Source organism: Sphingomonas sp. Root720, from assembly GCF_001428605.1.
Lineage (GTDB): Bacteria > Pseudomonadota > Alphaproteobacteria > Sphingomonadales > Sphingomonadaceae > Rhizorhabdus.
Genome location: NZ_LMID01000011.1, coordinates 928894 through 943254 on the forward strand (window position 1 = coordinate 928894; position 14361 = coordinate 943254).

Annotated in this window: 11 protein-coding genes; 5 read left to right on the forward strand and 6 right to left on the reverse strand. The window is 65.9% G+C overall.

Annotation, left to right across the window (positions count from 1 at the left end; all coding sequences use genetic code 11):
• The 4 genes from ASE22_RS15040 to ASE22_RS15055 are packed head-to-tail and all read right to left on the reverse strand — an operon-like array spanning position 1 to position 3992.
• Positions 1–933, reverse strand: a complete 933-nt coding sequence (locus ASE22_RS15040) for an NAD-dependent epimerase/dehydratase family protein (RefSeq protein WP_056360962.1) — start codon at positions 931–933, stop codon at positions 1–3.
• Positions 934–953: 20 nt separating this feature from the next.
• The gene (locus tag ASE22_RS15045; RefSeq protein ID WP_082545498.1) at positions 954–1913 is read right to left on the reverse strand and encodes a TauD/TfdA dioxygenase family protein; all 960 of its coding nucleotides are present in this window, start codon (positions 1911–1913) and stop codon (positions 954–956) included.
• Positions 1910–2707, reverse strand: a complete 798-nt coding sequence (locus ASE22_RS15050; RefSeq protein WP_056360969.1) for an HpcH/HpaI aldolase family protein — start codon at positions 2705–2707, stop codon at positions 1910–1912. Before ASE22_RS15050 ends, ASE22_RS15045 begins: the two co-directional genes overlap by 4 nt.
• Positions 2708–2729: 22 nt before the next feature.
• Entirely contained in the window at positions 2730–3992 is a 1263-nt protein-coding gene (locus tag ASE22_RS15055; protein WP_056360972.1) for a cytochrome P450, read from the reverse strand.
• 185 nt (positions 3993–4177) lie between these two features.
• Between ASE22_RS15055 and ASE22_RS15060 the strand changes: the two genes are divergently transcribed.
• Positions 4178–4666 carry a nitroreductase/quinone reductase family protein gene (locus ASE22_RS15060; RefSeq protein ID WP_162248223.1) on the forward strand — a complete coding sequence of 163 codons (489 nt, stop codon included), beginning with the start codon at positions 4178–4180 and terminating at the stop codon, positions 4664–4666.
• Between the two features lie 9 nt (positions 4667–4675).
• Here ASE22_RS15060 and ASE22_RS15065 read toward each other — a convergent pair whose 3' ends face one another.
• On the reverse strand, positions 4676–5713 hold the full coding sequence (locus ASE22_RS15065) for an LLM class flavin-dependent oxidoreductase (RefSeq protein ID WP_056360980.1): 1038 nt from the start codon (positions 5711–5713) through the stop codon (positions 4676–4678).
• Positions 5714–5890: 177 nt separating this feature from the next.
• On the opposite strand from ASE22_RS15065, the gene ASE22_RS15070 reads away from it, so the two are divergent.
• The 3 genes from ASE22_RS15070 (at position 5891) to ASE22_RS15080 (ending at position 10820) form a co-directional block, all read left to right on the forward strand.
• Positions 5891–6601 (forward strand): glutathione binding-like protein, encoded by a 711-nt coding sequence (locus ASE22_RS15070; protein WP_056361339.1) that lies wholly within the window; start codon positions 5891–5893, stop codon positions 6599–6601.
• Positions 6602–6880: 279 nt separating this feature from the next.
• Positions 6881–9370, forward strand: coding sequence for a TonB-dependent receptor (locus tag ASE22_RS15075; protein ID WP_056360982.1), 2490 nt, complete (start codon positions 6881–6883; stop codon positions 9368–9370).
• Positions 9371–9434: 64 nt separating this feature from the next.
• Complete coding sequence (locus ASE22_RS15080; protein ID WP_082545502.1) at positions 9435–10820, forward strand: spinster family MFS transporter; 1386 nt, start codon at positions 9435–9437, stop codon at positions 10818–10820.
• Between the two features lie 34 nt (positions 10821–10854).
• Here ASE22_RS15080 and ASE22_RS15085 read toward each other — a convergent pair whose 3' ends face one another.
• Positions 10855–11730 (reverse strand): helix-turn-helix transcriptional regulator, encoded by an 876-nt coding sequence (locus ASE22_RS15085; RefSeq protein WP_056360988.1) that lies wholly within the window; start codon positions 11728–11730, stop codon positions 10855–10857.
• A 364-nt stretch (positions 11731–12094) separates the two neighbouring features.
• Between ASE22_RS15085 and ASE22_RS15090 the strand changes: the two genes are divergently transcribed.
• The gene (locus ASE22_RS15090) at positions 12095–14329 is read left to right on the forward strand and encodes a TonB-dependent receptor (protein ID WP_162248224.1); all 2235 of its coding nucleotides are present in this window, start codon (positions 12095–12097) and stop codon (positions 14327–14329) included.
• Positions 14330–14361: the final 32 nt, after the last annotated feature.

The window sequence follows — 14361 nt, forward strand, 5'->3', positions numbered from 1 at the left end:
TCAGCCTCCCTCGCGCCGGAAGGCATCGACCATCTCGCGGATGCCGTCCTCCAGCCTGTAGCGCGGCGTATAGGCGATCTCGCGCCGCGCCCGGCCGCCGTCGACGAGCGGGATGGCCGGGATATAGGCCGGTACCGGATCGGTATGGACCGCGACGCCGGGGCAGAGCCGCCGGACGATCTCCAATATCTCGGTGTCGCTGTAATCATGTTCGGCCGGGACGTTGAAGATCGCATGTTCGGTCTTCGGCCCCAGCATCGCCTCGATCAGCAGGCCGGCCATGTCGCGGTTGTACATCGGCTGGTGAAGGCCGCTGGGCGACGCCATGATGCCGGTCGCGCGGCCGAGCGCGGCTTCGCGGATCGCGTTGTTGAAGACGCCGGTGCCCCCGGTCAGCCGGCCGAGGCCATAGCTGAGCGCGGGGCGGATGCCGACCACGTCGAGGCCGAGATCGCGATAGCCGTCGGCGATAACCTCGCACCCCCATTTCGACGCGCCATAAGGCGAGCGCGAGACGGTGGCGTAGTCCTCGTCGACCGGGGTTCCGTCATAGCCGGAACCAACGCCCAACGCGACGACGCTGCTGGTCCACACGACGCGGCGGACGTCGAGCGCCAGCGCCGCGTCGAAGATGTTGGCGCTGCCCACCGCGTTGACCTTGAACGCGCCGGCGGGATCGAGCTTGGCCTGGTCGGTGATGAAGGCGGCGAGATGGAGGACATGGTCGACCGCGTTCTGCCGCATGACATGCAGCAGCTTGGGCAGGTCGGTGACATCGCCCGACACCACCGTCACGCGCTCCCCGAAATGGGCGATGTTCGCGATATTGGGCTTCAGATCATAGACCACGACGCGGTGGCCCTGCTCGACCAGGGCTTCGGCAGCGCACCAGCCGATGAGGCCGGTCCCGCCGGTGATGAGGATGCTTGCCATGATGGTCTCCGGTTCGGCGGTCAGACGGTGATGTAGTCGCTGCGGTCGATCGCGGCGTCGGCCTCGGTCCGGCCCAGGCCGTAATCCCCCTCGATCGTGGTGCGCAGCATCCACCGTTCCTCGTCGGGCGGGCAACCGGTGGCGCTGTGCAGCACCCGCCAATTGTCCCACAGCACCATGTCGCCGAGCTGCCAGTCGTGAAGGTAGACCTCTTCGCTGCGGACGATATGGTCGGCGACCTCCGCCAGCAGCGCGTCGCCCTCGGCCGTCTCCATTCCCTGGATGCCGACGGCGAACCAGGGCGAGACGTTGAGCACCTTGCGGCCCGTCTCGCGCTGTTCGTAGACCATCGGGTGGATCACGCGCGGAAAGTCGTCGAGCCGGGCCTGGATGCTGGCGACGTCGGGGCTGATCCGCACCATCTTCGCGTCGGTGGTACGGCCGAAGCGCTGGTGGGCGGCGTCGAGGTCATATTTGTAGATGACGTTCAATCCCTCGATCCGCGCCTTGAGCGCATCGGGCAGCGTCCGATAGGCGCCGATCTTGTCGATGAAGCCCGTCTGTCCGAGCCTGCTGGGCAACACCAGCGGGCGCAGGATACCGCCGCGATTGATGCGGTCGACATAGATCAGGTCCGAATGCCAGGGCAGCCAGGTACCGCGCAGCTCGCCGTCGACGTCGATCAGCCAGCCGGTCTCGGGCCGGTAGCGCACCGTCATCAGTTCGGGATGCGCGGCGCGCGTCTCGCGGGTCGGGTGCTGGACCAGGGTGCCGAACACGCGACTGAGTTCCAGATGGACGTCCTCGCCCTCCAATCCGTGAAAGACGAGAACCCCCTTGTCGGTCCATATCTCGCGCAGCGCCTCGCGGACCCGCGGGTCCGACAGGCGGGTGGGATCGAGGCCGGTGATCGCGGCGCCGAAGGGCAGGCCGTCGCGCAGCGCGCTGGTCTGGAACGGGGCTTCCATGTCGCTTGTCATCCTCGTCCTTCGGCGGCGTGGCGGGGAGCGTCACCGGCCGCGCGATGATCGGCGACCAGGCGGCCGACCGTCCGGCGCAGCAGCATCAGTTCCATTTCGACGATCAGCATGTCGGCATCGTCATAGGTGAAGCCCGCCGGCGCGAGCATGTGCTTGCCCGCGGCCCGGGTGGCGGCCAGCGCGCGTTCCCACGCCGCATCCATCAGATGGCCCTGGGTCGAGAAATCGATCGCCATGTCGGCGGACAGGTCGCCGGGACCGAACATCACCAGGTCGATCCCGTCCACGGCCAGGATCTCCTCGACATTCTCGATCGCCTGGCGCGATTCGAGGATCGGGATGACCATGACATTGTCGTCGGACGCATGGACATGTTCGGGCCAACCCTCGAGCGTGTAGCGGCCGGCGCGGCAGGCGGGGCACATGCCGCGCCGGCCGCGCGGGGCGTAGCGGCTCGCCGCGACCGCCGCGCGCGCCTGTTCCGCGGTATCGATGTGCGGCACCATCACGCCGTCCGCACCGGCGTCGAGGGTCGCCTGGATCAGCGTGGGCGCGTTTTCGAGGATGCGCACGAAAGCGATCATATCGCCGGCCCGCGCGGCGCGGACATGCTGCTCGACCTCGATCCGGCCCAACCGGCCATGCTCGCCGTCGAGCATCACGAAATCGAAGCCGGCATCGGCCATGATGTCGGTCGAGGCCGGATCGAGCGACGATATGAAGATTCCGAAGGGCTGCCGCCCGTCCGCGACCATCGCGGACAATCGGCTGCGGGCTTCGAGCAGCTTTGCCATCTCGTTCCTCCCTGCTGTTGGTTCAGGCCGCCATGCGCGGCTTTGCGGTGAAACGGACCGGCAGGCTCTTGAGCACGGTGTGCTTGTTCGAGACGAGCCACTCGCAAGGTCCGGCGACTTCCATGTCGGGCACATGATCGAGCAGCGCGGTGATCATGAGCTGCATTTCCATGCGGGCGAGATGCCGGCCGATGCAGCTATGCTCGCCCACGCCGAAGCCGAGATGCGGGTTCGGCTTGCGGCCGACGTCGAAGCGATAGGGATCTTCGAACACGGTCTCGTCGCGGTTGGCCGACACGAGCCAGGCCACCACCCAGTCTCCCTCGCGGATCGTCCTGCCGCCGATTTCGACGTCGCGGGTGGCGATGCGGAATTTGTGCATGGCCGGGTTCACCCAGCGCACGATTTCGTCGATCGCGAGGTTCATCAACTCGGGCTGGTCGCGCAGGCGTGCCATCTCGCTCGGGGTGTTGAGCAATTCGAGCATGCCGATCGAAACGGTGTCGCGCGTCGTTTCCAGCCCAGCGGCGACGATCGAGAAACACCACCAGCCGACGTCGCGCTCGCTCAGCTTCTCGCCGTCGATCTCCAGATTGCCGATCACGCTGGTGAAGTCGTCGGTCGGCGCGCCGCGCCGGCGCATCGCCAGCTCGAACATATAGTCGAACAGCGCGCGCATGTTGGTCTGCTGCGTCTTCAGCGGATCGCCGTCGATCTGGTAGAAGGGGTCCTGCGCGCCGAGGAAGGCGGCGCAATGATAGCGGATGCGTTCCTGGTCGCGCTCGGGAACGCCCATCATCTCGCAGACGATCCGGGTCGGCAGCTGGGCGGCGACATCGTCGACCAGATCGCATTCGCCGCGCGGCAGGATCTCGTCGATGATGCGGTCGACGCATCGCTGGACGCGCCCCAGCATCGGGGCGAGCGTCGGCGCCGAGAAGAATTTGTTGAAGGGCCGCCGCAGGGTCATGTGGCGGGGCGGGTCGGTGTGGGTGGGGATGAAGCCATAGCCGCCGGCGATCCTTTCCGCTTCGTCGGGCTCCCGCGCGGATAGCGGCATCAGGCCGCCGAGACGGGAACTGAAGCTGTGCGGATCCTTCAGGATCGCGACGCAATCGGCATGGCGGCTGACCGACCAGAAGGGGCGGGCGGCGGTGCCGTCGGTCCAGCGCACCGGTTCCTCGGTGCGCAGGCGCCTGAACAGTTCGTGATGCCCGCCCCCCGCGAAGAAGGCGGGATCGGTCAGCTGCCGGTCTATCTCGTTCGGCAAGGTGTCGCTGGTCATGTCGATCTTCCCATGGGGCGTTCGGCCATTGGGTATCGCATCCGCGGCGAATGCGGCCGGTGCGCCTTTTAAGGGAAGTGGCGACTTCTTTGGGCGTTGGAGCAAAAGGCCGTCGTCGGATGGCGGCGGCCCATGCGGCCATGATAGCGCTCGCGGCCTATTCACGGGACAAGGGAGCGAGCGGAATGTTGGCCAGCGTGATCCGGACCAGGCCCGGGAAGCAGTTCGTGCAGTTCATGCGTGGCGATACCGGCAAGAAGATCGACAAGTTCCTGGTCCGGACGACGGGCTTCTCGCTGCTGATGAAGACCTTCTCGGCGATGGTCGGTTTTCCGCCGATGCCGGTGCTGATGATCTACACGATCGGACGGAAGTCGGGCGTCGAGCGGTCGACGGTGATGCCCTATGTCGAGATGGACGGGTTGATCTACCTGATCGGATCGAACGGGGCGAAGACCAACGATCCGTTCTGGATGGAGAATCTGCGCGCCAATCCGCGCGCGAAGATCATCGTCGACCGCAGGACCAGCCTGCGCCGGGCCCGCTTCCTCGACTTCGATTCCGATGAGCGGGCGAAGCTCTGGGCTTTCGCCGAGACCAAGACGCCGCAATATGCGACCTACCAGAACAGCACGACACGGCCGATTCCCGTCGTCGCGCTCGAACCGGCCTGAGCGCGACGCTCAGCGGAAGGCGGGCATCACCTCCCGCCCGAACAATTCGATCTGCGCGCGCAGCCGCGCATAATCCTGTCCATGCGCGCCGCGTCCGAAGTCGACGATCAGATAGTCGCAATCGGTCGCGGCAACGCAGGATCGCAGCGCCGCGATGCAGTCCTCCGGCGTGCCGCCGACGATCTGGTCGGGCGGCAGATCCGACAGGCGCAGGCGCTTGCCCGAGCCGAGCTTGGCAACGAAGGCTTCGTCGAACGGAACACCGAGGCGGACATAATCGCGATAGACGTCCAGGATCGGCGGCAGCCACTCGTCCTCGACCTGCCGCCGGGTCGGTGCGATGCCGATCTTGCGGTTGAGCGCGACCGCGCCCGGGCGGCTGGCGATGCGGCTGTCCGCGCGGAACCTGGCGATCTTCGGGCCCAGCGACGCCGCGCTTTCGATATTGTCGGTCAGCCAGCCGTCGCCCAGGCGCGCGGCGCGCGCGATCGCGCCGTCGACCTGCGCACCGATCCATATCGGCGGCGACGGCTTCTGCACCGGTTTGGGGCTGACGTCCGCGCCGTTCACCGTGAAATGCTTCCCATCGAAGCGGACCGGCTCGTCGCTCCACGCCTGGCGCAGGATCGCGATCGCCTCCTCGAACCGGCCGACGCGCTTCTTGTAGTCGAGGCCGATCTGCTCGAATTCATAAGGGCGATAGCCGATCGCCGCGCCGAGGATGATCCGACCGTTCGATATCTCGTCGACCATCGCCACCTGCTCGGCGATATCGAGCGGGTCGTGCAGCGGCAGGATGCAGATGTTGGTGCACAGCCGCAGCGTCGAGGTGCGCGCCGCCAGAGCCGCCAGCGCGACCATCGGCTGCGGGGAGTCGATACGCTCGGGGGTGAAGCGGTGATGACCGACGGTGCCGAGGTCGAAACCGAGATCCTCGGCGAGCGCGGCGAGCTCATAGGTGCGCTCCCATCGGATCTTCCATCCGCCATGGGGTTCGGTGGCGCGCGGAAAACCGGTGAGGGTGGGGATGGAAAGGCCGAATTTCACCGTCTGTCTCCTGCGCCATGATCGGTCGGCCATGGCTTAGCGGGCGCGGCCGGGTCCCATCACCGCCAATGGCTTAGGTTTCCGCGACAAGCCTTTGCCATTCCGCCGCCTGCCCTTGCCGCGCGGGCGCCGGCTGTGCGCATGCTCCACCACCACAGCCGGAACATGGAGGCGAGGATGATCGAGCTGTTCTATTGGACGTCGGCGAACGCGCAGAAGATCCTGATCTTCCTGGAAGAGGTCGGCGGCATGTTCACGCTCACGCCGCTGAATGTCGGCAGGGGCGAGCAATATCTGCCGGACTTCGTCCGCATCTCGCCGAACAGCCGCATTCCGGCAATCGTCGACCATGCGCCGGCCTTTTCCGACGAGCCGCTGGCGATCTTCGAATCGGGCGCGATCCTGATCTACCTCGCCGAGAAGTTCGGCGCGCATCTGTCGGCCGATCCGGTGCGACGGATGGAGACGCTGCAATGGCTGTTCTGGCAGGTCGGCGGCCTCGGCCCGATGGGCGGCCAGATCGTCCACTTCCGCAATTACGCGCCCGAGCCGATCGACTATGCGCTCAAGCGCTACGGGGCCGAGAACGAGCGGCTGCTCGCGGTGCTCGATCGTCGCCTGCAGGGCCGTGACTATATCGCCGGTGCCTATTCGATCGCCGATATGGCCTGCTTCCCGTGGATCTTCGCCCATGCCCGCCGCGACCAGATCGACCTGGACGCCTTGCCCGACCTCAAGCGCTGGTTCCTGTCGATCCGCGAACGCCCGGCGGTCGAGCGCGCCTATGCGACGATGGCGGACTTCACCGGCGGCCCCGTCGTCAAGAACCACGCGATGATGGACGACGAAGCGCGCCGCATCCTGTTCGGTGCGCATGCCGTCAAATGACTATGTGAACGCACCGGGACGATACGGCCCCGCCGGCGGATCGCTTCGGACGGAATTTCAGCGAAAATCCCGCGGATTTTCTCCACAATCTCTTCCGCGCGCGAGCATGCGCGCATAGCGCGGGGGGGATGCGCCGAAATCCAAAATGAAGCTCTCATCCGATAATCGAAACGGGGAAGGCAAAAGAGCGCGTTGGTCTAAGAAAGCATCGTCGGACGCGTTCGTCCGCCGCAAATCTCAGGGTCGAAGAATACCCGTTCAGGCATTGGGGAGGACCGCATGATTTCCAGAAAGATTCTGCTGCTCTCGGCATCGGCGCTGGCCGCGATGCCGATGGGCGCGTTCGCGCAGGATGTCGCGCCGCAGGCTTCGGCTCGCGATACGGACACGGCCGAGATCGTCGTGACCGCGCAGCGCCGCGAACAGTTGCTGTCCGACGTGGGCATGTCGATCAGCGCGATCGGCGGCGAGGCGCTGCGCACCCGCAACTTCACCGATGTCGGGGACCTGTCTAAGCTCGTTCCCGGCCTGTCGGTCAGCGACAGCGGCTTCAGCACGCCGATCTACACGCTGCGCGGCGTCGGCATCAACGAGCCGTCGATCGGTTCGAGCTCCTCGGTCGCCATCTATGTCGACGAAGTTCCGCTCGCCTATCCGGTGATGACGCAGGGCACCACGCTCGATCTGCAGCGGGTCGAGGTGCTGAAGGGTCCGCAGGGGACGCTCTACGGCCAGAACTCGACCGGCGGCGCGATCAACTATATCGCCAACAAGCCGACCGACGAATTCTCGGCCGGTATTTCGGCGACGCTCGGCCGCTTCATGCGCGGCAATGTCGAAGGCTTCGTCAGCGGCCCGCTCGCGCCGACCCTGAAGGCACGCGTCGCGGTACGCGGCAGCTTCGGCGACACCTGGCAGCAGAGCCTCACCCGCGATGATGGCCTCGGCAAGGTCCGCAACTTCACTGGCCGCGCGATCGTCGAATGGGAGCCCGCCGAGACCTTCAAGGTGACGTTCAACGCCAATGGCTGGATCGACAAGTCGGACACCGTGGCGCCGCAGCTCGTCTCGGTCTTTCCGGGCAATTCGTTCAATGTCGACCGCAACCTGGTGGTGCTCGATGCCGGCAACCCCGCCAGTTGCAGCGCCCCGGTCGGCCGCCTGCCGGGCTGCCCGATCAACGCGCGGACCGGAGCGCGGATCACCGCCGCGACCGATCCGGTCGTCACTCGCCCGGGTCTCCTGCCCGGCAGCAACGCCCGCCGGGCCGACTGGGACGCGGGCCAGGATTTCGATCGCGACGACAAGTTCTACCAGGGTTCGGTGCGCGCCGAATGGCAGCTCAACGACGAACTGGCGCTGACGTCGATCACCTCCTACGCCCATCTGAAGCGTGAGCAGAACGCCGAGTTCGACGGCACGGCGGCGTCGGAAAATCTCCGTAATTTCCAGCGCGGTACGATCAAGTCCTTCGCGCAGGAAATCCGCTTCACCGCCGATTTCTCCGGCGTCCACTGGCTGGTCGGCGCCAATTATGGCCGCGACCGCACCAGTGACGACGTCGCGCAGTTCCTCCGCAACGCGTCGGCCGTGCAGAATCTGTTCGGCTTCACGTCGAACGGCGGCGAGATCTTCGCGCGTCAGCGGATCAAGAACTGGGCGATCTTCAGCAGTATCGATATCCCGATCACCGACCGGATCACCGTGTCGGGCGGCATTCGCCTGAGCGAGGACACCCGCAAGTTCCGCGGCTGCGGCGCGCCGATCGACGATTTCTCGGGCCCGGGCTATACTGCGCTCGTCAACACGTTCCGCGGCGGCGCCGGGCTGGCCCCGATCGCGCAGCTCCGGGCCGGGGACTGCTATTCCTTCTACACGACGGCGGCGACGCAACAGCAGGATACGGCGGGCCTGCCGCTGCTGACCCCGGGCTTCGCCAACCGCACGCTGAAGCAGGACAATGTCCCCTGGAACGTCAACCTGAACTACAAGCCCTCGTCGAACTCGCTGCTCTACGGGCGGGTCAGCCGCGGCTTCAAGGCCGGCAACTTCTCGACGCTCAACACGACCGACAACGTTGCGTACAACCCGGTCGTCCAGGAAGAGCTCACGGCCTATGAACTGGGCGGCCGCTTCAATCTCGGCCGGCTGTTCCGCTTCGAAGCGGCGCTGTTCCGCTACGACTATACCAACAAGCAACTGCGCGCCCGCGTCTTCGTCGGCCCGCCGTTCGGCAACATCAACGCCCAGGACACGATCCCCAAGTCGCGTCTGAAGGGCTTCGAGGCCTCGGCCACGCTGCGTCCGATGGACGGACTGACCCTCGGCGCCAGCGGCACCTATATCGAGAGCAAGATCCTCCGCTACACCGGTCAGACGGTCGACGGCGTCCTGCAGGACCAGTCGGGATCGCCGTTCAATTTCACGCCGAAATACAGCGTGAACGGCGACATTAACTATGAACGGCCGGTCAGCAGCAGCCTCAACGGCTTTGTCGGGGTGAACGTCTCCTACCGCAGCAGCACCTCGGCTGTGTTCACGCCGCCGACGCCGCAGCCCAATCTCGAGCCGTTCGATATCAAGGACTACATGCTGGTCGACGGCCAGCTCGGCGTCGAGGATGCGGACGGCCGCTGGAAGGCGTTCATCTGGGGCAAGAACATCTTCAACAAATATTATTGGACGAACGTGATCCGCGTGTCGGAGGTCATCGTCCGCTTCCCGGGCATGCCGGCGACCTACGGGGCGACCGTCTCGTTCAAGTTCTGACCAAGGCGGGGGCCGCCGGACGAGGCGTCCGGCGGCCCTTTCCGTTCCGGGAGCAGGTGTCCGAATGACCCGATTGGCCGAACCGCCGCCCCTCGACCAGCCCGACCTCGGCGGCGGAGGGGCGTCCGGATCGGCGGCTGCTCCCGCATTGGCCGACAGTCCCGCCTATCGGCCGGTGGCGGCCTGGTGCTCGGTCGGCATCCTGTTGATCTTCTCGCTGTTTTCCTTCCTCGACCGGCAGATCATCGCGCTGCTCGTCGACCCGATCAAACAGGATCTCGGGCTGACCGACACCCAGCTCGGCCTGCTGCAGGGCCTGGCCTTCGCGCTGCTCTACGCGGTCGCGGGCCTGCCGATTGGCTGGGCGGTCGATCGCTATCCACGCCGGATCATCCTGTTCGCCGGCATCGCGATATGGTCGGTCGCTTCCGCTTCCTGCGGGCTGGCGCGCAACTTCTGGCAGATGTTCATCGGCCGCACCTTCGTCGGGGTGGGCGAGGCCAGCATGGGCCCGACCGCCGTGTCGCTGATCAGCGACCTGTTCCCGCGCGACCGGGTGGCGACGCCGCTCGGCGTCTACTCGGCCGGCTTCTACATCGGCGGCGGCGTGGCGCTGACCGTCGGCGGCTGGGTCGTCAGCCTTTTCTCCGGACAACCGGTCGTCGACCTTCCGATCATCGGGGCGACCGCGCCCTGGCAGGCGGTCCTCATCGCCACCGGCCTGCCCGGCGTGATCGTGGCCTTCCTGGCCTTCGCCATCTACGAACCGCGATCGCCCGAACATCTGCGCAGGATCCGGTCGCGGCCCGCCCAGGCGAGCGTCGCCGCTTTCCTGCGCGGACGCTGGCGTCTGGTTTCGCTGGCCTATGGCGGCTTCGGCATCGCCGCCTTCGTCAGCTACGCGATCACCGCCTGGACGCCGACCTACTTCATCCGCGTCTTCAAATGGTCGGCGACCGATGTCGGCTGGACCTATGGATTGATCGTCGGCCTTTCCGGGGCGTCCGGCGCCTTCCTCGGCGGCGTGCTCATGGATCGCATCTATCGCGGCGGCCGGACCGACGCCTATTTCCTCGTCGCCGGGATCGCTTCGCTGATCGCGACGCCGTTGTTCGCGGGCGCTTTTTTCGTCGCGTCGCCGAACGTCGCCCTGATGATGCTCAGCGGCGGTCTCGTGATGTTCGGGACGATCTCGGCCGCATCCTATTCGACCTGGCAGAAGATCGCGCCGCCCGCGGTGCGTGGGCGGGTCACGGCGACCTATATCCTGATCGGCGCGATCGTCGGGTCGGGGCTCGGGCCGCTGTCGACCGGGCTGGTCACCGACTATGTGATGCGCGATCCTCTTGCGGTCGGCTATTCGATCGCATTGATCAGCGGATTGTCCTTTCCGGTGATGGCGCTGCTGTTCCTGACCGGACGCGGACAGATGCGGGCGCTGACCGACTGAGACCGTCCCTGCCGTCGGCGAAGGCGGAGGTTGGCTAAGCGCGCGCCTGGGTGCGGAATTGGCTCGGCGAGCAGCCCACCATTCTTTTGAACGCGACCGAGAAGCTGCTCGGCGAGGTGAAGCCCAGCCGGTAGGTGATTTCCTTCATCGACAGATGGCTGTTCGCGAGTAGGCTCTTGGCATGTTCGACGGTCGAGACCGAGATGAACTCGAGCACCGACTGGCCGGTGGTCGCGCGGAAGCGGCGGCGGAAATGCGAGACGCTCATACCCAGCTCGCCCGCAAGCGCGGCCGCGGTAGGAATGTCGCCCTGCCGTGCCTCGACCATGGCGAGGATGCGGTTGAGCTGGGCAGGCGACAGCCGGCCCATCCTGGCTTCGGGCATGGCGCCGAAACCGGCGGTCCGTTGCCCGCCACCGTCCCGGATGATCTCGATCACGGCGGTCTGCAGCAGCGACTCGATGAGCGCGTCGGAGGCGAAGCCCGGCTCCAGCAGTTCGAGCGAGATCCGGTGCAGGCAGGCGCGGGCGTTGCCGTTCTTCACGCCCAGATATTTGTCGACCTCCACCTCGCCGACATCGAAGCTCTGGCCGAGGAGCTTTTCGATCCAGTGTTGCGAGAAGCTGCACTTCAGGGTGCGCGCGTGATGGTGGCCGGGGTCGTCGACGAAGACCTTCAGCGTCGATCCCGCCGGGAACAGCGAGACGTGGCCCAGATGGTGCGCGGATCCCCCGCTCAGCGATCCCCGCAGGTCGAGGCTGAAGGGCAGCAGCCGATAATGGATGCTGTCCAGCCGATCCTGGTAGATGAAGGATTCCTGCCACTGATAGTCGATAATGCCGATGGCGGCGTCATCGAGACGCCGTTCGGCGATAATGGTCGACGGGCATTTTTCAAGGACGGCCTGCATCGCGGCACCTCAGCCTGATCGTCTGATTCTTCCGTAGCATTGCCGCTGTCGCACGAGGTGACAAGAACTGGCACCCCTGTATCGCGCGGGACCGATGCGCCAGGCAATATCCATGACTTTGGCATAATGCGTTTTTATGTGGCGGATGGCCCGCGGGCGCGGTGTGCAAGGCTTTCGAAAATCGACTTTTACATTTTCGATTGGGCCCGGGCGATTGTCGCCCGCGATCCTCCGCTTCATCACGGAGGCACCAATGATGGTCCGCGTCCCGTTCAGGACGATGCGCCGGTCGCGACCGGCCGAGCGTGATCTGGAACTACACCAGGCCGAACGCGACGACGGACGAAAAGGGGGGAGAGGATTGATGCGTAAATATTCCGGAATTCGTCGCCAGTTGCTGTCGGGCCTGGCGGTCGTCGCCACGATCGGCCTGCCCTCGCTCGCTTCGGCGCAAGCCGCCGATGCCGACGACAATGACGGCCTGCAGGAAATCGTCGTCACGGCCCAGAAGCGGAGCCAGAACCTGCAGGACGTGCCGGTTTCGGTCAGCGCGGTCGACGGCACCGCGCTGGCATCCGCCAACATTACAAGCGCGAACGACCTCGGACGGCTCGTGCCGTCGCTGACGATCTTCGCCACCTCGGGCTCGGTCCAGCCGTTTCTGCGCGGCATCGGCAACCCCGGTTCGCTGGTCGGCAACGAGGCGAGCAACGCCGTCTATATCGATGGCGTCTATCTCGTCCGGGTGCCTTCGACGCTGCTCCAGCTCAACAGCATCGCGCGGGTCGAGGTGCTCAAGGGGCCGCAGGGCACGCTGTTCGGTCGCAACGCCAGCGGCGGCCTGATCCACGTCGTCACCCGCGATCCGAGCCAGACGCCGGTGATCGAGGGCAGTATCGGCTACGGCAACTACCAGACGACCCGCGCCAGCATCTATGCCTCGACCGGTCTGGCCGAGGGGCTCGCCATCGATGTCAGCGGCCTGCTGATCGACCAGGGCGAGGGGTGGGGCAAGAATGTCGTCGACGGCCGCGACTGGGGCCGCGAGAACACCAAGGCGATCCGGAGCAAGTTGCGCTGGGAAGCCGGGGACGAAACGACGATCACGCTGACCGGCGACTATAACCGCTCGAACAACGATTTCATCGCGCAGAGCCAATATCTGCCGGGCGTCCAGCGCGGTTATGACCTGCCGCCCTTCGGCCTGCAGCCGCGCCTCGGCTTCTACGATATCGAAGCGAACGACACGCCCGTCAGCCGCAGCCGCAACTGGGGCGTCTCGGGCAAGCTCGAGCAGGATCTCTCCTTCGCGACGCTGACCTCGATCACCGCCTATCGCCGCGACAAGAGCTTCATCACTTTCGATTCCGACTTCGGCCGGCAGAATCTCCTGCGCGCCGACCTGTTCGGCCGGGTCCGGCAGATCTCGCAGGAACTGCAGCTCGCATCGCGCGAGGGCTCGAGCATCGACTGGCTGGTCGGCGCCTTCTACCTGGATTCGCGCTCGGCCTATGTGCCGTCGCGGTTCACCGGCGCGGCGATCGACTTCGCGGCCGGCGGCCTGCCGGCGGTCAGCGACACCTATGGCCGTTCGAGCACCAAGTCGGCCGCGGTCTACGGCCAGGCGACCGTCCCGCTGATGGAGCGGCTGAACCTGACCCTGGGCGGCCGCTACACGCGGGACAAGCTCCGCGGCAGCGGCCGGGGGGATTTCTACCTGGTCGGCAGTCCGGTCGTTCCGGGGGCGACCATCACCGGCGCACAGACCTTCAAGAAGTTCACCTACAAGGCGTCGCTCGACTACAGGCTGGACGACGACCTGATGGTGTATGCGTCGCAGAGCCGCGGCTACAAGGCCGGGTTGTTCAACACGCTGCCCTTCCTGCCGACCGCGGCGAAGCCGGAAATTCTCGACGCCAGCGAACTGGGCTTCAAGTCGGAGCTGTTCGACCGGCGCCTGCGGTTGAACGGCGCGGCCTTCTATTATGACTTCAAGAACGCGCAGTTCCAGCAGTTCGACGGACCGACCGTGATCATCATCAACGCGCCCGGCGCGCGGATCTACGGCGGCGAGCTCGAAGGCCAGGCCGCGCTCGGCCGCGGGCTGACGCTGCGGTTCGGCGCGGGATATCTGGACTCCAAATATACCGACTTCCCGAACGCGCAGACGCCGGTTCCCAATCTCAACACCAATCCGGCGCTGGGCCCCGTCGGCGGCTATGTGAACGGCTTCGCGCCACTCGACGCCACCGGCAACGACATGGTGCGCGTGCCGAAATGGACGCTCAACCTGGGTCTCAACTACGAACTGGTGACCGAGGCGGGCAAGTTCAATTTCGACGTCAACTACGCCTATAATGACGGCTTCGCCTGGGATGCCGACAATGCCCTGCGGCAGTCTTCCTATTCGCTCGTCGACGCGCAGGTGAAATATACGCTGCCGGGCAAATATGAGCGTTTCGCGGTCCGCGCCTGGGCGAAGAACATCACCAAGGAAAAATATTACGTCGCGCAGGTCCAGAGCGATGGCGCGCGCGGCAGCTCGGCGATGCCCGGATCGCCGCGCACCTATGGTCTCGACCTGCTCTTCTCGTTCTGAACCTTCGAGGCGGTCCGGTCCGGATCGGGCCG